Below are 21,776 nucleotides of genomic sequence, written 5' to 3' on the forward strand. Positions count from 1 at the left end.
AGCTAAGCAATAAAATATGCAGGAGGCCTCTCTATACTTTTCAGTCCAATGTTTTGGAGGCCAGCCATTGCATCATCGTTGTTTTCTTTCCGTTAATCACCTTCGATACTTCGTTGTTATACACGTAAATCCAGGACCAGTGACCATTGTATTCATACGGTGTTTTGTCGCTTTTCTTGTACAAACCAGAAGTATCCACTACATTATCAAATAACGACATATGGACATCCTTGGCTCCGGCATTCACTAAACGGTTGTAGGTCGGAATCATATAATCGTTGGGTGGAACCACGGTATCGGTTTTGGCAGCCACAAACCAGATCGGCAGATCCTTCATATCGTTAATTTGTACATCGGTGATAAGGCTATCCTTCAAGGCTTCACACGCCACCACAGCTGCTGCAAAATAGTCTTTATAATCACGGATCAGCAGCATCGTCATGTATCCGCCGTTAGAATCACCGCCAATGTAGATTCGGTCTGTATCAATGTCTTTGTTCTTGGCCACGTAGTCCTTAATTAAGGACATCAGGGCTTGCTCGTACTTTGAGGTTCCGTCACCAAAGCCTGTAAAACCATCCATCCAGTAGGTTGGGGTCTGCGGTGCCAGCACATAAGCCCCGCCAAAATAAGATTGAATATCCTTAGAGGCAAAATTCGCTGCTTTATTACCCGAAATTGGAATCGTCGGATCTGTACCTCCCTCTCCCATCCCGTGCAGCCAGATCACCAAAGGGTTTTTCACTTTGTCTTTTGCCGGTGCATAATCCGCATAGGTTAAAGTAACCCCATCAAAAGTCGCTTTGCCAGTTGTAAATTGATCAACAAGCTTCCGAATCTCGCCTGAGGAGGTTTCAATTTTCAAGCCGGAAATCGTTCCTGATTGGGTTTTAATAGCCTTTTGCTGCGTGATCGTGTATTGATTATCATTCCACCCGTTAAACCCGGAACCTGCATCATAATGAATAGCGGAGCCCAATGTTAAGGCCGGGCCGATTTCCATTTCCAGCACAACGTAGCTTCCCGTTTTCTTTACAGGGTTGCCGCTTTTGTCCGATACATAGGCCTTGGTGACCTTTCTGTTGCCTTTTTCAATAAAGGAATTTACCAACCTATTGTCGCTTCTTTCCACATGTACCTTAAATGTTTCCTTGGTTATCGCATCTTTGGGTATCGGCTTACCCAGATTAACAATGATCTTCGTAATGGTTGCTCCCCAATCCTTAACCTCCGCAACCGTCTGGTATGAGGTGGACTCTTTGGCCCATACACCAGAGCTGAAAGCAAGGGTCGTACTGACAGCTAAAGTAAATAACATAGTTGTTTTAGCAACTGTTCTAAACTGTTTAAACATAGATGTCTTACCTCCCAGTTCCATTTGTAAAACGCTTACATAAATGATCTTAATGATTTTTTTTATTTACATCCTGCCTTTTATTAGCCTAATTCAGGTCAATTACTGACTCCTGGCTTCAGACGCTCCTTGTGTTTTTTTCGATATTGATGCGGTGTCGCCTGATAAACCTTTTTAAATACCCTGACAAAGGACTTCTCGTTCGGAAATCCGTGTTCCAGCGCAATTTGTAGGATAGAATGACCCGTATTCATAAGAACATGGAAAGATTTCTCCAGACGGATGGCATTGATATATTGAAACAGCGTCATACCTACATGCTTTACAAAAAAACGGGACAAATATTCGGGAGACAATCCAAAAACCTGGGCTATGGAATCCAGGGATAGACTCTGATCGTAATTTTCTTTGATATAATCGGTGTTCAACGTCAACCGCTCCAAATATTTGTTAGTTTTAAAGCCAGGGATCGATTGGTTGTCCTTTTTAAAATGCATTAATAAAAGGTACACCAGTTTATAAGATAGCGATGTTAAATGGATATGAACTAAAGGGTCATTGTGCTGGTTGAGATAAGCTACAAATAATGTGTTTAATAGATCACGCAGTTCCTTAAAATGCTGTAATCGCTGCTCGTTGCTTTCGAAAATGGATATACAATCAAATGAAATAGGATTACTGTCCTTCATATTTTCTCGAATAAATCCAGAAGGAATCAGAACGGTTATAGCCTCTCTCCCATTGCCCTTAGCCACAGAAAAGGAATGAATAGCATTCGAATTAATGAGCACAATATCTCCTTCTTTGGAGCTGTAATTTGTGCCATCTATATAGATATTATCGATTCTTCCTGAAAGTACATAGGATATTTCGATACTGTCGTGCCAATGTTTAGGTATGTATGCTGGTTCATTAGAAGAATGAACTATAATTTTTAATGGAAAATGGTGGTCTGCCTGAACCAGCTCATATTTGTACTCCAAATTTGTCGCTCCTCTCAGATGTGAACATAATACCTCCTCTCTCCATAAACAAAAAAACCTAAGATAACAAAATACATAAGATCCCGAGATCTTAACATTTTGTTCCCTTAGGTTTTGCCTGTGTTTTACATAACAGTAACAATCCTGATGTTATTCATTTTTATTTAACTAAGTTAAGTATATAGAGGGTTAAAATTCATGTCAGCGCTTTCACTCAAGGCGTCCAACTGCCTCATTATCTTGCGACTTTCAGGAACAGAAAGCAGCGACAATATCCTTAGTCACATCGTCCGCTGCTCTCCAGCTACATCCTTTTGGCTTTATCCCATTCGGGGCTTCTCCCTCTAGGCATGGCATTCTACATTTCACACCTACATAGTTCAGGCCCCCGAAAAATTAGACAAACTGACCGGATAAAAGACATAAACCTTAAACCTTTTACTGAATAAGTTACTACTAAGCAACAATATTAAGGCGTCAACTTTAATATTGTCATAGTTGTATTAATGTTATTGTGCAACTGAGCAGGAGTTGCATTGGCATTTACCAATTGTATTGTAGTTGGAACTGTTGTAACGGTTATGATAACCTCAGCTGCGGTAGGTCCCCCACCATTACCTGAGAAAGGTAATGGTGTTATAGGATTTCCGTTAACAGTAAGATTGAAATCCGCATTACCTTGATTGTGAATAGAAAATGAGATGAAGTAGCTCCCCGTCTCGTTAATGGTTATCGTTGGAGATGGAGGAGTGAAAGTAAATGCACCACCAACATTCGCTAAAACCCCAGTAAAGGTAATTGGTGAGTTGCCCGGAACTGTGTCAGTCCCCGTACCAGGATCTGCTCTGAAAACACTTAAGAAGTCTGATATCCCGGCGCCTGCAGGCCCTGATGGCCCCGTTGCTCCTGCTGGCCCTACTGCTCCTGTCGGTCCTGCTGGTCCTGCTGGTCCTATCGCTCCTGCCGGTCCTGTTGCTCCTACTGCCCCTGCAGGTCCGGGAATTCCTTGAAGACCTTGAGCACCTGGAACTCCCTGTGGGCCTGGTAATCCCTGTGGACCTGGCAGCCCCTGTGGTCCTTGGAGCCCTTGAGGACCTTGAGGACCTTGAATCCCTTTAACAATGACCTTCGGTAAAACTTTGACTTTTTTAACTACACATCTTCTTAATTTTCTCCGATGCAATTTGTTTTGCCAACAATGATGTCGAAACATAATTAATGCTCACCTCCAAAGTCTAGTCAAATTAGTTTATTGTGCAATGAACTAAAAAGATTGGGCTGTTGACTTTCATCTAGGAAAGATAGGCATAGACCTGAGGCTTATTCAATTCAATGGATTTGATGGAGGGACGTTAACACGTCCCTCTTTAATTTGATCTGCGTATAAGAAAAAAGAGCAAACCGCAAAAATACACCCCCTAGAATTCATCGGAATAACCAAGGAGGTTTCCAATGTCTATTCTAAGAGGTGCACTTCAACAGCCAGTAGGGTGTTTACACCATTTTTAATAGAAGTTATTTAGCAAAATTAAACCCAGAATGATTTAGTGATTATAACCAACAGAATAAAAAGTACCAAGATTGCTGCTGTAGAAGTCCACATACCGCCAACACCTGGAGTGTTATTATCACATGCTCCCATAGCCCTAACCTCCTTTACTCGTTGTACAATTCAATATATGTATAAATACATTCTATGACAGGGCATTCATGTAAGTAGATAATAATTTTGCCAACCCATTAAAAGATTAGATCATACAGCACATATCCTAGTCTATCGATGCTCTAAGATAGTCGAATAAAGCACACTTCTTCATGGCAACCTAACCTAAAAACGTTAGAACGGAGATTAGGCCCGATGAAAAACATTCGACTGGTGTCTTCTGCCATCGCTGCTTTTTTGCTGTGCTCCAGCTTCTTCCCTACTCCATATGTGATCGCACAGAATACCTCAAACGCCACTCCTGCACATACAAAGGGAAGATCCTATTATGAAGAACGTGGCGATATTGTATGGGAAGTTCCTACTCATCAACCCAAGGTAATTGCCCTGACTTTTGACGATGGACCGGATACAAGTAACACGCCGGCTATTTTGGATTTGCTTAAGAAATATGATGCTAAAGCGACTTTTTTCGTTGTTGGTAGCCGTGTAGAAAAATTTCCTGACATTGTAAAACGAGAGCTTAAAGAAGGGCATGATGTCGGCAACCACACTTTTCATCATCCATCTTTCCATCGAATTTCCCGTGATAAAGCTTTATCTGAGGTTGACCAGGGTCAAGCCAGCATTGTTAAGGCTACAGGAACAGAAACTCACTTTTTCCGTCCACCAGGCGGTTATTATACAGATTCACTCGTCGAACTTTCTAAAGAAAAAGGGCTAAAAATAATTTTATGGTCCTGGCATCAAGATACCTTGGATTGGCGAAAACCTGGTGTGCAACGCATCGCCAACAAAGTACTCCGTAATGCTCGCAACGGCGATATTGTTCTTATGCACGACTATGTATATAAAAGTACACAAACTATGGAAGCCTTGAAAATCATTTTGCCTGACCTGAAAAAAAGAGGCTTTACCTTTGTAACTGTTTCCGAACTACTTGCGGCTCACAAGACTCCTGAAGGATTTATTGAAGTGAATAAATGACTTCATTTATGTAAATTCCAATACAACTTCCTTCTAGGAAATACTTGGCTACATGAAAAGCTCTTAGTACGGAAATTATATTAGGGATTAACAATTAACAACTATCCAAGGAGGTAATATCATGAAAAAAGCAATATTGGCTGTTGCATCTCTGGCTGTATTTATGTCTGTAGGATCGATGGCATCTGCATCTGCACCCGCAGCCGAAAAACCGGAACACAAAATGCACCAACAAGAGGCTAAGAGCCATACGAAAAAAGAGCATAAAGTGCATGCTAAGAGCAAGCATGAGAAAACTCACAAGCTACATGCACGTGAAGCTGCACCTGCCAAAATTATCGATGGAAAAACAATGCATACGAAAAGTATTAAAGCTAAAAGCATTAAAGCAAAGGCTACTAAGTTACCAAAAACAGGATTTGGTGGCGCAAGCGAGCAAATGAATTAGGAGGGACAAAAGAGAGAGGATCAACTAACCCCCTCTCTCTTTCTTCATATGAACAAAAAGTGGATCATTTATTTTATGGTGCTATTGATTTTATTGGGAACCACATGCTGTTCGCCTACAGCTAAAGATCAAAGGGAAATTCCCACGAATCAGCCAATTAAGGTTAAAACTCAACCCTATAAAATCACAAAAAATTCTTTACCTGTTAAAAAAAATTATTTTCCCGGGATCATTCCACATAAAATCGATATTCCAGCGGTTCGTATTCATTCAATTATAGAACCGGTAACTTATTTAGAGAATGGCCAGATGGGCGTCCCAGCTAAAACAGACCGAGTAGGGTATTTATCTAACCATGTGTTGCCGGGTTCAGCAGGTAATGCAATTATGGACGGGCATGTCGATACATACACGGGCCCAGCAGTTTTTTATCCTCTAAAAAAACTGAAAAAAGGCGATTATGTGTATGTGACTGGCGATAATGGTTGCAAGCTTCAATTTGTAGTGGAGTCCGTAAAGTTTTACCTTACCCCCGAAGCACCGATTCAAACGATTTTTGGTCCTACAGAAGAGCACCGTTTAAACTTGATTACCTGTGCTGGGCGCTACAGTCGAAGCAAGAAGGAACATGAAGGGCGATTGGTCGTCTTTACCAAATTAGCACACATGAATTCAGCCTGTGAGAAACTTATGATACAAAAGTAGGGTATTTTCAAAAAACAATTTACCTTTCCAAGGAGAATGAATGCAGGTGCTTAGAATCAAAAAATTACAATTACTGTGCATGATCTTGCTCGTGCTCACCGCTTGCAGCTTCATTAATTTTCATGCACAAGCCGAGCCAGTTCAGAAGGATAACGTGGTCCCTTTTCTTCAAGAATTGTTTGAAGACCGTACCAGATTATTAATGGATCAGGATAAAAAGCATATCGAGGACCATTACTTGTTAAAAGACAAACGAAGTAACTACGCATATCTTCATGAAATCAATAGAGCCGAATACATTCAAGAATGGGCCAAGCATCGTAAAATAAAATTTGTGAATGCGGAAAGCTCAATTAGGATAGCTCGTATAGAAGTACTGAGCGACATGGCAAAAGTGTCGCTTGTGCAGTCCTTGAAATTGAGTTATGAGTATGTAAATAGCTATCCAGGTCAGCATGATTTTGGAATTGGAACACGTCATGGCATCACACTAAGAAAAAAGGATAATCGTTGGTACGTGGAACGGGAATGGTATTCAGATCCTCTGGAAGAGAACCCAAAAAAAATCGAAAAAAGCGATTTGCAATTCATTCCCAATAAAGCTGTATTAGAGCCAGCAAAAATTATTAATAAATACAACCGAACACGAGCCGTTGACTATGCCAACAAGTATGCAGGAATAACATGGGGGGCAGGAAATGGTCAGCGCTACAACCAAAAATACCTGGATTACAACTCTAAAGGAGGAGACTGCACTAACTTTTCCTCTCAAGTTATCGGAGACAAGGAGGAAGGCGGAGGACTTCCTATGAGATCTGGATGGCATTACTTCTATAACAACGGTGGGAGCCAAGCATGGGTTCAGACGGATGCATTTAAAAACTTTCTTATACGCTCTGGGTATGGCAGGATTATCGGACAAGGAAGCTTTTCCAATATCGTCCAATCCGTCAATGACTTACAGCAGCAACCCGAAAAACCCCAGCTACTTCCAGGTGATTTGATTGCTTACGTATTAAGAGGAGACGTAGATCATTTCTCTGTTGTAGTAGGATTTGATCAGAGCGGCTACCCTTTAGTCAACTCCCATACTGCCGACCGTTTTAAAGTGCCTTTTGATTTGGGATGGGATAAAAACACCAAGTATTTGTTGATTCACATACAAGATTAAGTATCATGTTCATACCCCAGCGGTTGCTGTCATAAGATGATAATGGACAACTTCTAATGGGGGAAAAAAATTTGAAATTACCTCTTATCTTAAAACAAACCATGGTAAGAGCTAATGCAATGATTGTTGTGAAAGCCATAGGTTTGGTCGGAAAAGTATTTATGACACGGTTTGTTGGAGCAGAAGGAATGGGGCTTTACCAGCTGGCCTACTCCTTCTATAGCTTAATACTAATGATTATTTCTGGAGGATTGCCGACAGCTCTGGGTATGTTTACAGCTAAGTATACAGCCAGAGGCTGGCGGCTATTTAAGTTTTTTGCAGTTTTCATGATGCTCGCGGGCATAGCATGTAGTGTCCTGGTCTTTCGCTTTTCAACGTCAATTGCTAATTTGCTTGGTTATCCGCAGCTCAACTTTGCGATTCGCTACCTCTCTCCTGCTATACTGGTCGTTCCCTTGTTAAGTTTACTGCGCGGCTATTTGCAAGGGCTTGAAAGATATACCACCATAGCCCTTTCAGAAATTATTGAACAATCCGTGAGAATTGGTACCTTAATGTGTATGGTGCCGCTATTTATTCAATCTGGCATTGAGTTTGCTGTAGGCGGAGCAGTACTTGGGACTTTTACAGGCGCGATCGTATCGTTTGCTATTCTTTCTGCTTTTTTTATATATAATCGTCCCGTAATCGGGTTATCCCCCTCACCCCTTCCATCTATTCGAACAGATTTGCCTTTGTTAGTACAGGCTTCACTTGCTATTGCACTTACACGCTTACTTATTCCTGCTTCCGACTTTATTGATGCAATGATCATCCCTCAGCGATTACAGGTTGCGGGAGTTTCGCCCAAAGAATCAGCCGAGATGTTCGGTACTGTTACTGGCATCGCACTTGTTGTCGCTTATATGCCTACTTTGATTACAGGCTCCCTAACCCATACACTCACGATGAAAATAACTGCAGATTGGCAGAATAGGCTATATCATTTATTCTACAAAAAGAGCTATATTGCCATGCATATAGCATGGGTCTGGGGATTAGCCTCAGGTTTTTTCATTTTTAAATATGCCTCGGAAATTTCCTTATATATTTTTGGAATACAAAATGCTGCAAATCCCATTAAATCGTTAGCAATGTTACCATTAGTTGTCGGGTTACGGGAAGTGACTACAAGTATTTTATGGGCAAAAAATCAGAAGAAAACTCCTTTTATTGGCCTCTGCATTGGCGTCCTTTCCAATTTCATGATCCTCTACACCCTACTGGCTATCCCCAAATTTGGTTATATCGGGATGTGTGTGGGCGTCATAATGATGGAATTAGTCTCCACATTCTGGAATTTCCACGCTCTACAGCTCTTACAGAGGCCTAAATCACGTACAATTATCTTTTTATTAATAGACGTTCTGATTTTCGAAGCCATTCTAATTATGTGCACACTATGTTCCAAAGCTTTAACCCTACTTAACTGGTCAGAATCCATCATTATGGTTGTAGAGATTATCCATTTTTGCTGTTGGTGTACCCTATTCTTAAAAGTAAAATTAAAAGCACTTGCATAGAAAAGAGCTCCCTCGCGGGAGCCCTGCTTATTTACAAGGACGCGTTAATCGTGAGCCAACGATTAACGATGAGCACAATGAGAATTGGAAACCACTTTTGAAAAAGTGACAGACTCATTATGTCACCAATTACATAAATATCATTTCCATAAACAACGGAAGTTGCTGCAGCACGAGCCGTAGGCATGCTACTTCCCGAGGCTCATGTATTATTTTTCGGATCATAAATTTGTACATCCTTATATGGGCTTGATCCTGAAGAACCACCGATATATCTACTCTAAATTCAAACTGATTCGGAAGAAATAAGATTCGTTAATCTGAATCGATTCAGATAAAAGCTTTTCTAAGGGGCCTCTATATAATCTAAAGAGTCATTTGTGTTCTTCATTCGGTTGTTTTAGAACGAGTAAGAGTTTTTTTATCTCAATCAGTTCGCCTTCGATCCGATGAAGATGGCTCTGCATATCGTCAATCTCTTGTTCGGCTTTGTAGTTGATCGCGAAGTCAATGATCGATTCATGTTTATCCCTTGCAGCTTGGCGGTTCTGACTCATCATAATGACCGGAGCCTGAAATGCTGCGATAAAGGACAAACACAAGTTCAACAAGATAAATGGAGGTTCATCGAAATGAAAGCGAGTAAACGGCAAGCTGTTCAAGAGTATCCAAAGGGTCAGAAAGATAGCGAAATAAGTAATAAATCTCCAGCTACCGCCAAATGATGCAATCCGATCCGCAAGACGATCTTGCCAGCTAGTTGTTCTTTGGTACGCTTCATCTAAATGAGAAAGAATGCTATTTTCGTAACTATCGACTAGACGATCAATACGACGAGTATTTTCCTGATTCAATTCAATATCAAAGCCTTGAATATGAGTAGCATTTTTATTTTGCTGTTTTTTTTGAAAAAAATTCATTTTTGACATGTCAACTGCCTCCTTGTTTTAAGGCAGTCGGGCCCAATACTAACCCGTAGGAAAGGAGTAGCAACCATATTCAATTATGGCATCTAGTTTTAACCCGACTACCAATAGACTCACTGGTTCTGGATCCGGTTCAGACGAACTTCGACTATTCATTGAATGGTTCAACCCCTCTCCCCTTAACATGTTGTGGGCTCCATAATTTACTGATCACACTGGAACCAGATCATTGCCAAACCTGCACATTGAAATAAAAGCGCCCCTCAGCTCAACTGAAGGGCGCAGTTCTGCATGCAAGATAAAGCATACAAATATCCGGTTCCCCCCAGTCGAGCTTTAGCACTATACGACGTAAAAGAACCAAAGTTCTTTAGCCACATTAAGAAGAGCCTTAATCCGGCAATTCCTGTTATACCCATTGGCATCTTTCGATGTTTCCGGGCAGTGGCTTATGTTCATATAGGAGCCTCACCTAACGAGGACATCAATATTTCCTTAGCAAAGCATACTGCTGTCCAAATGTGCTGTCAACCCAAATATACTTACTATACTTGTGTTTGTGCCTGATAACAGCGACGCTGACGCTCCCCAATATAATGAAAAATAAAAAGTCATTGTGCCGCAGGTACGGCAAGACAAGACTTTAACACTTTAAATGTATGGTTCATGCTGATCACCTCGAGTGTCATAGCCACCCTCCGCATAGAAATCCCAGTATTTTATAATCATTTACTATTTTTGTTCAATAAATAATCAGTTGTCAATATCTTTTTTGGCTAATCGTGTAGAAAAGCTCCGTTTGTCATAAGAGCATCCCTAAAAACAAAAAAAATACCCCACCGGCACTAAGCCAGAAAAAGCAAAGAGGCTTCTCAAAAGTTCGGAGAACTAATGAGAGCCTCTAAAAAACAGACTGATTGTTAACAAATCGTTAACAAATCAATATAACAACCCCTTAAACCCTTGGTGCAACAAGGTTTTTGGGTTTTATTACATCATTCCACCCATGCCGCCCATTCCGCCCATGTCAGGCATTGCAGCCTTTTCTGGTTCTGGCTTGTCAGCGATCACTGCTTCAGTAGTCAGGAACATAGCCGCTACGGAAGCAGCGTTTTGCAATGCATAACGAGTTACTTTTGCAGGGTCTACGATACCAGCTTCGATCATGTTTACCCAGTCACCAGTAGCTGCGTTAAAGCCTACGCCAACTTCTTCGCGTTTCAGACGCTCAACGATTACAGAGCCTTCTTCACCTGCGTTAGCAGCAATAGTGCGAATTGGAGCTTCCAGAGCGCGCAACACGATGTTCACGCCTGTTTGCTCGTCGCCTTGCAGTTCAACAGCTGCAACTGCTTTGTATACGTTCAGGAGCGCTACACCACCACCGGATACGATACCTTCTTCAACCGCAGCACGGGTTGCGTTCAGAGCATCTTCGATGCGCAGTTTGCGTTCTTTCAATTCTGTTTCAGTAGCCGCACCGACTTTGATTACCGCTACGCCGCCGGACAATTTAGCCAGACGCTCTTGCAGTTTCTCTTTGTCGAACTCGGAAGTAGTTTCTTCCAGTTGCGTACGGATTTGGCTAACACGAGCGTCGATGTCGGCTTTGTTTCCAGCACCGTCAACCACAATCGTGTTTTCTTTTGTAATACGCACTTGACGTGCTGTACCCAGTTGGTCCACAGAAGCAGTTTTCAGGTCGAGACCCAGTTCTTCTGTGATTACTTGACCGCCTGTCAGGGCAGCGATGTCTTGCAGCATTGCTTTACGACGGTCACCAAAGCCAGGGGCTTTAACAGCTACAGCGTTGAATGTACCACGCAGCTTGTTGACAACGAGCATAGCCAGCGCTTCGCCTTCGATATCTTCAGCGATCAGAACGAGTGGCTTGCCTTGTTGTACGATTTTTTCAAGCAATGGCAGGATTTCTTGTGTGTTTGTAATTTTTTTGTCAGTGATCAAGATATACGGATTGTCCAGTACAGCTTCCATTTTGTCCGTATCTGTAATCATGTACGGAGAAATGTAGCCACGGTCAAACTGCATACCTTCAACTACTTCCAGTTCTGTTGCAAAACCGCGGGATTCTTCGACTGTGATTACACCGTCTTTGCCCACTTTTTCCATAGCTTCAGCGATCAGTTCGCCTACTTCATCATCAGCAGCGGAAATACCAGCTACTTGAGCAATGGATTGTTTGCTTTCGATTGGTTTGGAGATGGATTGCAGTTCAGCAACAGCTGCTTTAACCGCTTTGTCGATCCCTTTACGGATACCGATTGGGCTTGCGCCAGCAGTTACGTTTTTCAAACCTTCAGTGATGAGGGCTTGAGCCAAAACCGTAGCCGTAGTAGTGCCGTCACCAGCTACATCGTTCGTTTTGGTTGCTACTTCTTTAACCAGTTGAGCTCCCATGTTTTCGAACGCATCTTCCAGCTCGATTTCTTTTGCAATCGTTACACCGTCATTAGTGATGAGCGGGCTACCGAATTTTTTTTCCAGTACAACGTTACGGCCTTTCGGTCCGAGTGTTACTTTAACAGCGTTAGCCAATGCATCTACCCCGCGCAGCATGGAGCGGCGAGCGTCTTCACTAAATTTAATGTCTTTAGCCATTTGTGATAAACCTCCCTATGGATTATGAATGATTTGTTTCAATTCCTATATTTAGGTCTTGTCCGGGTTCCGGTTAACCGATAATCGCGTGGATATCGCTTTCTTTCATAATCAAATATTCTTTACCTTCATATTTGATTTCCGTTCCAGCGTATTTGGAGAAAATAACACGGTCGCCTTCTTTTACTTCCAGAGGAATACGGGCACCGTCTTTCAATGCGCCTGCGCCAACCGCGATAATTTTGCCTTCTTGCGGCTTTTCCTTGGCAGAGTCAGGAAGTACGATTCCAAAGGAAGTCGTTGTTTCTTGCTCAATTGCTTCCACCAATACGCGTTCACCCAAAGGTTTGATCATGAAAAAATAGCCTCCTTATTAAGTGTTTTATTCTGTAATTTGGTTGTTATGTTGTATGTATTAGCACTCAACAGTCGTCAGTGCTAACAACCAACTTTATGATACTCAACTTGAGATTGAATTTCAAGTCCCTAATGTATTTTTTATGGGAATTTTTATGGACAGCCATTCCTGATTATATCCACCTATCCTAAAAATAACCGTTAACTCAAGGCTAATGGTTATTTTTAAGACAGCAATGCTGATAGATTTAAGAAAAATTACGCAATTGGGCTTCCCGTTCTTCCTGTGCACGCAGTTGTCTACGGTACACGACCGATGACAGATATACACTCGCTTCATACAGCACCAACAACGGAATCGCCACCAAAAAATCGGATATAAAATCCGGCGGAGTGATCACAACAGCGACAAAAACAAGCAGGAAATAAGAAATCTTCCGCCACTTGCGAAGCCGCATCGGGGTGAGTACACGAATCCCTGTCAGAAACATAATCAGCAGGGGGAGTTCAAACAGCAGCGCTACAGGCAGCACAATATTAAACATAAAGGTGAAATATTGTGCAATACCGTACGTTTCCTGCAATCCCATGCTTTTGGTGACGGACGATGTGAACTGAATCGCCATCGGGAAAATAATGAAATAAGCAAAAGCAGCGCCAATCATAAACAAAAGCAGCACATAAGGCACATATCGCAAAGTTGCACTCCGTTCTTGCGGCCTTAATCCCGGGCTGACAAACTTCCACAATTGGTAGCAGGCAAACGGCAAGGCCACTGCAATGCCAATGATCATAGCGATCTTCATGTAGATACCAATCCCGTCCCAAAAGGAAAATGCGTTTAACTGAAAAGCTTGAGCCGAACCGGATCGAATAAGCCAGTCATAGACAGAACCCGCCGCGAACAAACCACCAACCAGTGCCAATACAAATACAATCAGCACATAAATTATTCTGCGACGAAGCTCACCTAGATGTTCCATTAGCGGCATTTCATGCTCTGGTGGGGACAAGTCCATTCCTCCTTTCTGAACGGGACGCAGCAGCGCCTCCTAAAAAATAAAGCCCTTCACTGAAGAAGAGGCTCATGTTCGTTATACAAACAGCAATAATAAATAACTAAATCTATGACAAGCGTTTATCCTCGGGCTGAGGTTGAACTTCTGAAGACGTCGTCTGTGATGCTTGGACCACACTATCTTTGCTATCTTTGCTTTCTTTACGCTCAGTCCGTTCATCTTCAGATAAAATATCGCGTGCCCCGTTTTTAAATTCACGGAATGTACGCCCTACAGCTCGGCCCAGCTCGGGCAGCTTGTTCGGACCAAAGAGCAGCAGCGCCAGAATAATTAACAAAATATAACCCGGTGCTCCAATATTGGGCATGTGTAGTAATCCTCCTTATATTGACGAACAAAATGAAAACCTATGTCCGTATACGGCCTTAAAAATTCTTACAGGTATCATACCACACACACGGGCTGCCTTCTACCGGAACTGACCTGTCACCATTAGCAACGCTTCCGGGAGTTGATCCATAATCGCTGCCAAATTTTCATGCACGCCTTTGGGCGTTCCTGGCAAATTGACAATCAGCGTACGTCCGCGTATCCCCACGATTCCACGAAATAGCATGGCCGCCGGATTTTTCTGCATCACGATCATTCTCATGGCTTCCGCCATACCTGGCACTTCCCGTTCCACGACCCGTCTGGTCGCCTCAGGTGTCACATCACGGATCGCCAGTTCGGTTCCGCCTGTAGTTAGCACCAAGTCTGCATGAAAATAATCGGTCATTTCGATTAAAGCCGCAATAATCTCATCCGGTTCATCGGGAACGATCCGGTATTCCACAATCTCTCCGCCCAGTTCTTCTTCGACGAGTTCCCGGATGACCTGTGCGCTTGTATCCTCACGCTCTCCCCTTGCCCCTTTATCACTGGCTGTTAGGATCGCCGTTTTCCACACCATAAGATCACCCTTCTCCTATCATGAAAGAATACTTTCTCTTCTGAAAATCAGAAACAGCCGCGCTGCATCCTCCATCACATCACAGTACCCTCTCGGCGACAATGTTGTCTATGTCAAGGTTTCTGGTGGTCCTCCCTTTGAAAATCCCCATGCTTGCCACCCGTTTTGGATTGCAGCATGGTAGGGCCGATGATCATATCTTTTTGCAGCGCCTTGCACATATCATACACGGTTAACGCTGCGGCTGAAGCCGCTGTCAAAGCTTCCATTTCTACACCTGTCTTACCCTCGGTCTTCACTTCAACTTCAATATGAAGCACATCATGTCCATTATCGGAAAAAGTAATGTTCACGCCTGTTAGCGCCAGCGGATGACACATCGGTATCCAGTCTGACGTTTTTTTCGCACCTTGAATCCCTGCGACCTGGGCTACAGCAAGAACATCACCCTTGCCAATTCTTCCTTCTTTTACAGCCGTCAATGTAGCCGGATCCATCGTAATCTGAGTCACGGCGACTGCTGTACGAACCGTAGACGTTTTGCCCGAAATATCTACCATACGAGCTCGTCCCTGTTCGTTAAAATGAGTAAAGGAATCCACGACTCCCTCACAGCTCCTTTCACATACCCAACTTTACTTCATTCATCATTTGTCGATTTTGCCATGATCACAATCGAAGCGTCCTTCCGGTGTAAACAGCACGTCCACTCGCAAATCTCCTGGCTCCATGGGTACTTGTGCTAACAATTGTCCCGGTAGCAGCAGCGAGACATACAGCGGACCTACGGAACCGTTATTACGCTTCTCTGCCTCTACCTGTGCGGTAAAGCGATCATAGTAACCTCCGCCATAGCCGATCCTGCCTCCACGACGATCAAAGGCCAAGCCGGGGACAACCACCCAGTCGATTCCCGTCCACATTTCAGGCAACCATTCCTTGCATGTCAATGCAGGCTCAGGGATGTTCCATACGCCGGGCACCATATTTCCGTACTGATTGATCTCCCTCAGCTCCATAGTTCGGGTTACCGAATCCACTCTCGGGGCCAGGACACGATCTCCCTGTGACCAGCAATGCTCAATGAGGGGAGTCGTCAAAATCTCGCTGCCAAAAGAGAGATAACTAAATAAGGTTAGCTTATCCCCATTTCTGTCTATTCTAAGCTGCTCCCATGCCTCGATTGCATGCCGACAGGCCACAGCCGATGCCTTCTGCCTTGTCAGCGGGTCCATGGAGTCACGCGCTTCCCGTTGCTGTACACGCAGCGCGTTCTTCACATTACAGACATCCACATATCCGCCCTCCCGCACAATCGTCGATAATCATCCAAACGTTACAATAGTTCATTTGTCAGTAAGTGCTGTACGTTGCAAGTTTTTTTCATTCTTTTTCACTTCTCGTTTAAGTTTATCATTGTTTATACAAATTGACTACACGAGGCTCAAGGGTTTGGGGAGTGAAAGCAGTGCAATAGTGGGTAATTTCATGTAAACTGGAAGGAAGGTACCTGCGAAAAAGGCAGGCAGAACTGTGCAAATTGTAATGGAGGAACGATACGCTATGCTATTGCAAGTAACCGGAATTACGAAATCTTATGGAATTGAGCCCGTTCTGGACGGGATTAACCTTCAAATATTGGAACGTGAACGTATTGGACTAGTAGGTGTGAACGGTGCAGGCAAATCGACCCTGCTCAAAATCATTGCTGGTGAAATATCGTATGACAGTGGACAAATCTTTAAAGCAAAGGAAACCAGCATCGGATATTTGGCGCAAAACAGCGGTTTGGATTCTGACCGTTCGATCTGGGATGAAATGATGCTGGTGTTCGCACCGCTGATTGAAGCAGAACGAGAGCTTCGGCAAATGGAGCAGGAAATCGCCGATCCGGCCAATGCGCAGAACGAAAAGCGTTATGCCGATCTGCTCGAACGCTATGCACGACGCTCAGACTGGTTCAAGGATCACGGCGGTTACGAAATGGAGACCCGTATTCGCAGTGTGCTGCACGGCATGGGCTTTGGTTCATTTGCACCCGAGACGCCTGTAGTCACCCTGAGCGGAGGTCAAAAAACCAGGCTTGCGCTAGCACGCATCCTGCTGCTCGCTCCAGATGTCCTTATGCTCGATGAGCCTACCAACTATCTGGATATTCAGACACTGACCTGGCTGGAAGACTATTTGCGCGGCTACTCCGGCTCACTGCTGGTCGTATCACATGACCGATATTTTCTGGATCGACTGGTGACAACGATTGTTGAAATCGAACGCCATCGCTCCACTCGCTATACAGGCAATTACAGCCGCTATATGGAGCTAAAGGCTGCGGAGTACGAAACAAATCTCAAGCATTACGAAAAGCAACAAGAAGAAATCGCCCGTATGGAGGCATTTATACAGCGCAATATCGTGCGAGCCTCTACAACCAAACGTGCCCAGAGCCGCCGCAAGCAGCTAGATAAAATGGATCGCATGGATCGACCTATGGGCGATTTAAAAAAAGCCCATTTTTCTTTTGAAACCGCCTATATGTCGGGTAAAGAAGTATTAGAGGTGCGCGATCTTTCCGTAGCGTATGAGGGCAAAAAGCCTTTATTCCAGCATGCCTCCTTTGACTTAAAGCGAGGAGATACGGTGGCATTGATTGGTCCGAACGGGATCGGTAAATCGACGCTGCTTAAATGCCTGACCGGCTCACTTAAACCGGCTGCCGGGTCTATCCATTGGGGGACAAAAATCAAAATCGGCTTATATGACCAGGAGCAGACAAACCTGAACCCCGCCAATACCGTACTGGAGGAGTTGTGGAGCGAGTACCCTCATATGGAAGAAGCACGGATTCGGACAGTGCTGGGTAATTTCCTGTTTAGCGGTGACGATGTACTGAAAAAGATAGCTTCATTAAGCGGAGGAGAAAAAGCACGCGTATCCCTGGCCAAACTAATGCTGCGTGAAGCCAACGTATTAATTCTCGATGAGCCTACCAACCATCTCGATCTGTTTAGCAAAGAAGTGCTGGAAGCGGCGTTGATGGACTATGACGGTACACTGCTGTTCATCTCCCATGACCGTTATTTCCTTAACAAAATGGCTGAGCGTGTTATCGAACTGCATCCTGAAGGTATAGAACATTTCCTGGGGAATTATGATGACTATGTAGCCAAAAAACAAGAGCTGGAAGAAATAGCGCAGGAAGCTCTCGAAGCAAGTCAGAGCAGTCGTGGCAAAACATCGTCTTCCTCTGCATCAGCAACAGACGAGACCACCCCCAAATCACGTGCGGCCACCTATGCGGCAGACAAACAAGCCAAAAGCGAGGAACGCAGCCGTCAACGCAAGCTGGAGGCATTGGAAAACAAGATCAAAACGCTGGAAGAACAAATTGCAGGTTTAGAGGAACAAATGACTCTGCCTGAGATTTATCAGGATTACACGGCGCTTCAGAGTATTCAGGCACAACTCGACACCCATAAACAGGAATTGACCGAAACCTATGCATCCTGGGAGGAACTGCTTGAGGTATAAAAGCTGCTGCATAAAATCCTAGCCATAAAAATTTCACATTTTCCTCTTCTATTTTTTGTACACAAGAATATCCACAGCTTTTGTGCATGAACGATATTGAAAAATGGCCTTTTAGGCCATTTTTTTATTGATAAAACGCCAACTTCAAATGAAAACCAAATTTATCCACTCTTTTATCCACATTATCCACAGATTTCACATTCGCTATAGCTATGATATATCCCCCATCCGGCTATCTCTTAAAAGTCTTAGCCTGCTTGCTTTCAGCTTGTTTATTCACATTTCGGACGGTATATGTGGATAACTTTGTTCACAACTTGACAAATCACATCATTATTCGGGCAGTATCAAATTTTCATATTTTTTTGCTGGATCATGAAAAATCGTAAACCATTGTGACGAATCATGCGAGGAAATAAGCTACTGGCATTCATGCGCTCAAACTCCTGTATTTTATCCTCTTGAAATTATATTTTTATATATGTATAGCGCGAAACAAAAAAGACACGACCCTAAAGACGTGTCGTGTCCTTCCTATTCGTTCAATTAAGTTTGAACAGACCACTCTTCCAGAGACAGCCCTGGATCAGCTTTCATGTCCAATGAGGTGAATTCTCCACGCTTCCACTTGGCGTATGCCGCTGCACCGATCATCGCTGCATTATCTGTACAGTATTTCATGGATGGTATAAGCAGTTCGATGCCTTCACGCTCGCAGCGCTCCCGCAATGCTGTACGCAATCCACGATTAGCAGCAACACCGCCGCAAAGCAGCAGTTGCTTCGCCCCGTATTCACGCATAGCGCGAATCGCTTTTTCCACCAGCACCTCTACGACCGACTCTTGAAAGCCTCTTGCAATCGCCCCCGCATGAACGGTTTCTCCGCGCATTTTCGTCTGGTTAATTACATTCAGCACTGCAGATTTCAAGCCGCTGAAGCTAAAATCATAAGAATCCGGCTCCAGCCATGCGCGTGGCAAAGTAACCACTTCCTCCGATTCATGGGCTACACGGTCCACATGCGGACCGCCAGGATACGGAAATCCGATGGCTCGCGCTACTTTGTCGTAGGCTTCTCCAACCGCATCATCTCTTGTACGACCAATGAGCTGAAAATGACCCTCGGACTCCATCAGTACCAACTCAGTATGCCCTCCTGATACCACGAGAGCAATGCAGGGATACACAATATCATGCTCCAACTGATTCGCATAAATATGTCCCGCAATATGATGCGTTCCGATTAGCGGCTTGCCGAACGCCATAGCCGCACTCTTGGCGGCCACTATTCCAACCAGCAATGCGCCAACCAATCCTGGTCCTTGTGTCACTGCAACTGCTGAAATCTCGCGGGGGCTGATTCCCGATGTTTGCATAGCCTCGTCCAGCATATAAGTAATGCTTTCCACATGTTTGCGTGATGCTACCTCTGGCACAACCCCGCCAAAGGCTTTGTGTGTTTCAATCTGACTAGAAATCAGGTTCGAAAGCACCTCTGTGCCATTTTTCACGACGGACACAGCTGTTTCATCACAACTCGTCTCCACTGCCAGTATATAGCAAGGCTCACCGCTGGCAGAGCCTGTACCTGTTTTTTCCGCTTGCGTCATTGCTCCTGCACGCTTCCTTCCTGTTCACCGGATGCCCCGTGTGCGGGAAGATCCGCCCACATGATCACAGCATCCTCGTTATTATCCGAATAATAGCCTTTGCGCACACCTGCAGGCTTAAAGCCCTTTTTCTCATACAAGCCCTGCGCGATCCGATTCGTTACCCGTACCTCCAGAGTCATACGTTCCATCCCTAAATAAGAGGCGGTCAGCATCAGCTCATCCAACAGCTTGTCTCCAAACTTGCGTCCGCGATATGCCTCGCGGACCGCAATATTCGTAATATGGGCCTCATCCATAATCGTCCACATGCCTGCGTACCCAATGGCTCGTCCATTAAGTTCCATAATCATATATTTAGCAAAATGATTCATCGTCAGCTCATTGCGGAAGGCTTCCTCCGTCCACGGCAACGTGAACGCTTCATGCTCAATCTCCAGCACATCGGGGATGTCATCCAGTTGCATTAAGCGAAACTCAAGCTTCTCATCCCGCTGTATGTTCTTTGCCATGTTGCTCACCGCCTCTTCAGCGCTGGCGAAGCAGATTGGCTTCCGCCTCCGCCAGCTGGGTATAATTCGGAACCAGCGTATGTAGCTCGTCATGTTCCTGACGAAGCAGCTTATCCGCCCCAAGGCGGCCAACCCATTTTCCTTCCAGCTCATAAGGTACAATACGAAGCTCGCTCCATGCACGCAAACGCTCGGCTGTTTCGGCGTGAACTGCCGTTTCACCGACGAGCCAAATAACCGCAGGACGTTCTTTGGCAGGCAATGCCTCCAAACGTTGCAGCAGATCATCCGTCCACGCAGTCATCAACCGGATGGCATCCGGCTCTAACCGCTGCGGGCTGCCGATATCGTTAACAGTATTCACGGCGAACAGTCCCGTGTACACCTGACCACGGCGCGCATCCAGCACAGGCACAATCCAGTCTGCTGTCTGGGCCCCAGACGAGCCGTTATGCACAGACTCATGTTTACCTTCTTGCCCCTTCAGCTCGATACCACGGCTCGATCCACCCCATGCCAAAGCCTGCAAAGTGGAAATGGAAGTCACCGGCACTCCCCAGGCCCAAGCTAATGTTTTGGCTGCTGTCACCGCAATTCGGATACCGGTGTAAGATCCCGGTCCAACACCTACGGCAAGACCGTCCACATCATCGCGTGTCAGTCCTGATTCATTCAAGAGCCGTTCCAGCTCGGTAATAACATGCACCGAGTGATTGCGTTCACCCAAAACGTTACTTTCTCCCAGCAGCTCTTTTCCATTCATCAGGGCAGCCGCCATTACGGTCGTCGCTGTATCTAACGCCAAAAACCGCTCACGCGGCTTTTCATTTACATCTGTATGCTCTCTTTGCATGGTTCAAACTCCATTCTCCCGCAAACTGCGGCACCATTGTTCATAAGGCTCGCCGTACCCGGTCAGGTGAATCAAGCGCTCCCCTACATCCGTTGTTTCTATATACATGTGAAGCCGGTGATCCGGCAACATATCCGGTATGATACTACCCCATTCCACCAGACATACTCCTGTCCCGTAAAAATATTCGTCCAGCCCAAGATCCTCCGCCTCGTCCTGGGAAATCCGGTATACATCCATATGATACAAAGGCAATCGACCCTCGTACTCCTTAATGAGGGTAAAGGTTGGACTATTTACGATACCCGGCACACCTAAATGGCTGGCAAAAGCCTTGGAAAAAGCAGTCTTACCCGCTCCCAGATCTCCATCCAGCACAATTACGGTTCCGGGAACCGCTTTGGCTGCCAAAAAGCCTGCTAGTGTCCCGGTCTGTGCCTCTGAGACTGAACGGAATACACACTGTTCCTGCGAAATTGTCATCTCTTTTAATCACCTTTCGTCCGCATCGGACCGTTCCAAC

23 protein-coding genes and 1 riboswitch are annotated in these 21,776 nt (G+C 44.6%); of the genes, 6 read left to right on the plus strand and 17 right to left on the minus strand.

Going from position 1 to position 21,776, the window contains the following annotated elements; genetic code table 11:
• Positions 1-40: 40 nt before the first annotated feature.
• The 4 genes from ACQQ6X_RS10675 to ACQQ6X_RS10690 all read right to left on the minus strand — a co-directional run bounded on the left by ACQQ6X_RS10675 (position 41) and on the right by ACQQ6X_RS10690 (position 3,979).
• Positions 41-1,354, minus strand: a complete 1,314-nt coding sequence (locus ACQQ6X_RS10675) for a prolyl oligopeptidase family serine peptidase (protein WP_305165300.1) — start codon at positions 1,352-1,354, stop codon at positions 41-43.
• A gap of 98 nt (positions 1,355-1,452) precedes the next feature.
• Positions 1,453-2,337 (minus strand): AraC family transcriptional regulator, encoded by an 885-nt coding sequence (locus ACQQ6X_RS10680; RefSeq protein WP_305165301.1) that lies wholly within the window; start codon positions 2,335-2,337, stop codon positions 1,453-1,455.
• A gap of 469 nt (positions 2,338-2,806) precedes the next feature.
• Positions 2,807-3,550, minus strand: a complete 744-nt coding sequence (locus ACQQ6X_RS10685; protein ID WP_305165302.1) for a collagen-like protein — start codon at positions 3,548-3,550, stop codon at positions 2,807-2,809.
• A gap of 315 nt (positions 3,551-3,865) precedes the next feature.
• Positions 3,866-3,979 (minus strand): YjcZ family sporulation protein, encoded by a 114-nt coding sequence (locus tag ACQQ6X_RS10690; protein WP_081276706.1) that lies wholly within the window; start codon positions 3,977-3,979, stop codon positions 3,866-3,868.
• 216 nt (positions 3,980-4,195) lie between these two features.
• Between ACQQ6X_RS10690 and ACQQ6X_RS10695 the strand changes: the two genes are divergently transcribed.
• The 5 genes from ACQQ6X_RS10695 (at position 4,196) to ACQQ6X_RS10715 (ending at position 8,876) form a co-directional block, all read left to right on the plus strand.
• Positions 4,196-4,987, plus strand: a complete 792-nt coding sequence (locus tag ACQQ6X_RS10695) for a polysaccharide deacetylase family protein (RefSeq protein WP_305165303.1) — start codon at positions 4,196-4,198, stop codon at positions 4,985-4,987.
• A 121-nt stretch (positions 4,988-5,108) separates the two neighbouring features.
• Entirely contained in the window at positions 5,109-5,435 is a 327-nt protein-coding gene (locus ACQQ6X_RS10700; RefSeq protein WP_305165304.1) for a hypothetical protein, read from the plus strand.
• 48 nt (positions 5,436-5,483) lie between these two features.
• The gene (locus tag ACQQ6X_RS10705) at positions 5,484-6,140 is read left to right on the plus strand and encodes a class F sortase (RefSeq protein WP_326401961.1); all 657 of its coding nucleotides are present in this window, start codon (positions 5,484-5,486) and stop codon (positions 6,138-6,140) included.
• 46 nt (positions 6,141-6,186) lie between these two features.
• Positions 6,187-7,311: an amidase domain-containing protein gene (locus ACQQ6X_RS10710; RefSeq protein WP_430493578.1), complete on the plus strand. Its 1,125-nt coding sequence runs from the start codon at positions 6,187-6,189 to the stop codon at positions 7,309-7,311.
• Between the two features lie 56 nt (positions 7,312-7,367).
• Positions 7,368-8,876, plus strand: coding sequence for an oligosaccharide flippase family protein (locus tag ACQQ6X_RS10715; RefSeq protein WP_430493579.1), 1,509 nt, complete (start codon positions 7,368-7,370; stop codon positions 8,874-8,876).
• A 202-nt stretch (positions 8,877-9,078) separates the two neighbouring features.
• Here the strand turns inward: ACQQ6X_RS10715 and ACQQ6X_RS10720 are convergent, their stop codons facing one another.
• The 9 genes from ACQQ6X_RS10720 to ACQQ6X_RS10760 form a co-directional block, all read right to left on the minus strand.
• Complete coding sequence (locus tag ACQQ6X_RS10720; RefSeq protein WP_369425854.1) at positions 9,079-9,147, minus strand: hypothetical protein; 69 nt, start codon at positions 9,145-9,147, stop codon at positions 9,079-9,081.
• 103 nt (positions 9,148-9,250) lie between these two features.
• Entirely contained in the window at positions 9,251-9,805 is a 555-nt protein-coding gene (locus ACQQ6X_RS10725) for a DUF1003 domain-containing protein (RefSeq protein ID WP_064795429.1), read from the minus strand.
• A 311-nt stretch (positions 9,806-10,116) separates the two neighbouring features.
• Positions 10,117-10,289: riboswitch (M-box (ykoK) riboswitch) on the minus strand.
• A 503-nt stretch (positions 10,290-10,792) separates the two neighbouring features.
• Entirely contained in the window at positions 10,793-12,421 is a 1,629-nt protein-coding gene (groL, locus tag ACQQ6X_RS10730) for a chaperonin GroEL (RefSeq protein ID WP_063207884.1), read from the minus strand.
• Between the two features lie 73 nt (positions 12,422-12,494).
• On the minus strand, positions 12,495-12,776 hold the full coding sequence (gene groES, locus ACQQ6X_RS10735) for a co-chaperone GroES (protein ID WP_007429271.1): 282 nt from the start codon (positions 12,774-12,776) through the stop codon (positions 12,495-12,497).
• A 250-nt stretch (positions 12,777-13,026) separates the two neighbouring features.
• Positions 13,027-13,791, minus strand: a complete 765-nt coding sequence (gene tatC, locus ACQQ6X_RS10740; protein WP_064795431.1) for a twin-arginine translocase subunit TatC — start codon at positions 13,789-13,791, stop codon at positions 13,027-13,029.
• A gap of 112 nt (positions 13,792-13,903) precedes the next feature.
• Positions 13,904-14,164 carry a twin-arginine translocase TatA/TatE family subunit gene (locus tag ACQQ6X_RS10745; RefSeq protein ID WP_149035740.1) on the minus strand — a complete coding sequence of 87 codons (261 nt, stop codon included), beginning with the start codon at positions 14,162-14,164 and terminating at the stop codon, positions 13,904-13,906.
• Between the two features lie 102 nt (positions 14,165-14,266).
• Positions 14,267-14,749, minus strand: coding sequence for a MogA/MoaB family molybdenum cofactor biosynthesis protein (locus ACQQ6X_RS10750; protein WP_013369877.1), 483 nt, complete (start codon positions 14,747-14,749; stop codon positions 14,267-14,269).
• A 113-nt stretch (positions 14,750-14,862) separates the two neighbouring features.
• Positions 14,863-15,351: a cyclic pyranopterin monophosphate synthase MoaC gene (moaC, locus tag ACQQ6X_RS10755; protein ID WP_064795433.1), complete on the minus strand. Its 489-nt coding sequence runs from the start codon at positions 15,349-15,351 to the stop codon at positions 14,863-14,865.
• Between the two features lie 45 nt (positions 15,352-15,396).
• Complete coding sequence (locus ACQQ6X_RS10760) at positions 15,397-16,044, minus strand: 5-formyltetrahydrofolate cyclo-ligase (RefSeq protein ID WP_305165308.1); 648 nt, start codon at positions 16,042-16,044, stop codon at positions 15,397-15,399.
• Positions 16,045-16,312: 268 nt separating this feature from the next.
• On the opposite strand from ACQQ6X_RS10760, the gene ACQQ6X_RS10765 reads away from it, so the two are divergent.
• Entirely contained in the window at positions 16,313-18,277 is a 1,965-nt protein-coding gene (locus ACQQ6X_RS10765; RefSeq protein WP_305165639.1) for an ABC-F family ATP-binding cassette domain-containing protein, read from the plus strand.
• A 546-nt stretch (positions 18,278-18,823) separates the two neighbouring features.
• Here ACQQ6X_RS10765 and tsaD read toward each other — a convergent pair.
• From tsaD to tsaE, 4 genes are read right to left on the minus strand one after another with little or no spacing between them, the layout of a single operon-like run.
• A complete protein-coding gene (gene tsaD, locus ACQQ6X_RS10770) occupies positions 18,824-19,888 on the minus strand; it encodes a tRNA (adenosine(37)-N6)-threonylcarbamoyltransferase complex transferase subunit TsaD (RefSeq protein ID WP_305165309.1) in 1,065 nt (354 codons plus the stop codon).
• Positions 19,885-20,400, minus strand: coding sequence for a ribosomal protein S18-alanine N-acetyltransferase (rimI, locus tag ACQQ6X_RS10775; protein WP_305165310.1), 516 nt, complete (start codon positions 20,398-20,400; stop codon positions 19,885-19,887). The genes tsaD and rimI overlap by 4 nt, the downstream gene beginning before the upstream one ends.
• Positions 20,401-20,416: 16 nt before the next feature.
• The gene (gene tsaB / locus ACQQ6X_RS10780) at positions 20,417-21,253 is read right to left on the minus strand and encodes a tRNA (adenosine(37)-N6)-threonylcarbamoyltransferase complex dimerization subunit type 1 TsaB (protein ID WP_305165311.1); all 837 of its coding nucleotides are present in this window, start codon (positions 21,251-21,253) and stop codon (positions 20,417-20,419) included.
• 3 nt (positions 21,254-21,256) lie between these two features.
• The gene (gene tsaE / locus ACQQ6X_RS10785; RefSeq protein WP_305165312.1) at positions 21,257-21,736 is read right to left on the minus strand and encodes a tRNA (adenosine(37)-N6)-threonylcarbamoyltransferase complex ATPase subunit type 1 TsaE; all 480 of its coding nucleotides are present in this window, start codon (positions 21,734-21,736) and stop codon (positions 21,257-21,259) included.
• Between the last annotated feature and the right edge of the window lie 40 nt (positions 21,737-21,776).

The organism is Paenibacillus ottowii (assembly GCF_050516475.1).
GTDB lineage: Bacteria > Bacillota > Bacilli > Paenibacillales > Paenibacillaceae > Paenibacillus > Paenibacillus ottowii.

What these genes read in the sequence shown, in the direction of transcription:
- ACQQ6X_RS10675 (WP_305165300.1), bottom strand. Translation starts at nt 1,354, where the DNA reads ATGTTTAAACAGTTTAGAACAGTTGCTAAAACAACTATGTTATTTACT.
- ACQQ6X_RS10685 (WP_305165302.1), bottom strand. Translation starts at nt 3,550, where the DNA reads ATGTTTCGACATCATTGTTGGCAAAACAAATTGCATCGGAGAAAATTA.
- ACQQ6X_RS10690 (WP_081276706.1), bottom strand. Translation starts at nt 3,979, where the DNA reads ATGGGAGCATGTGATAATAACACTCCAGGTGTTGGCGGTATGTGGACT.
- ACQQ6X_RS10695 (WP_305165303.1), top strand. Translation starts at nt 4,196, where the DNA reads ATGAAAAACATTCGACTGGTGTCTTCTGCCATCGCTGCTTTTTTGCTG.
- ACQQ6X_RS10700 (WP_305165304.1), top strand. Translation starts at nt 5,109, where the DNA reads ATGAAAAAAGCAATATTGGCTGTTGCATCTCTGGCTGTATTTATGTCT.
- ACQQ6X_RS10705 (WP_326401961.1), top strand. Translation starts at nt 5,484, where the DNA reads ATGAACAAAAAGTGGATCATTTATTTTATGGTGCTATTGATTTTATTG.
- ACQQ6X_RS10715 (WP_430493579.1), top strand. Translation starts at nt 7,368, where the DNA reads ATGGGGGAAAAAAATTTGAAATTACCTCTTATCTTAAAACAAACCATG.
- ACQQ6X_RS10725 (WP_064795429.1), bottom strand. Translation starts at nt 9,805, where the DNA reads ATGTCAAAAATGAATTTTTTTCAAAAAAAACAGCAAAATAAAAATGCT.
- groL (WP_063207884.1), bottom strand. Translation starts at nt 12,421, where the DNA reads ATGGCTAAAGACATTAAATTTAGTGAAGACGCTCGCCGCTCCATGCTG.
- groES (WP_007429271.1), bottom strand. Translation starts at nt 12,776, where the DNA reads ATGATCAAACCTTTGGGTGAACGCGTATTGGTGGAAGCAATTGAGCAA.
- ACQQ6X_RS10745 (WP_149035740.1), bottom strand. Translation starts at nt 14,164, where the DNA reads ATGCCCAATATTGGAGCACCGGGTTATATTTTGTTAATTATTCTGGCG.
- ACQQ6X_RS10750 (WP_013369877.1), bottom strand. Translation starts at nt 14,749, where the DNA reads ATGGTGTGGAAAACGGCGATCCTAACAGCCAGTGATAAAGGGGCAAGG.
- ACQQ6X_RS10765 (WP_305165639.1), top strand. Translation starts at nt 16,313, where the DNA reads ATGCTATTGCAAGTAACCGGAATTACGAAATCTTATGGAATTGAGCCC.
- tsaD (WP_305165309.1), bottom strand. Translation starts at nt 19,888, where the DNA reads ATGACGCAAGCGGAAAAAACAGGTACAGGCTCTGCCAGCGGTGAGCCT.
- rimI (WP_305165310.1), bottom strand. Translation starts at nt 20,400, where the DNA reads ATGGCAAAGAACATACAGCGGGATGAGAAGCTTGAGTTTCGCTTAATG.
- tsaB (WP_305165311.1), bottom strand. Translation starts at nt 21,253, where the DNA reads ATGCAAAGAGAGCATACAGATGTAAATGAAAAGCCGCGTGAGCGGTTT.
- tsaE (WP_305165312.1), bottom strand. Translation starts at nt 21,736, where the DNA reads ATGACAATTTCGCAGGAACAGTGTGTATTCCGTTCAGTCTCAGAGGCA.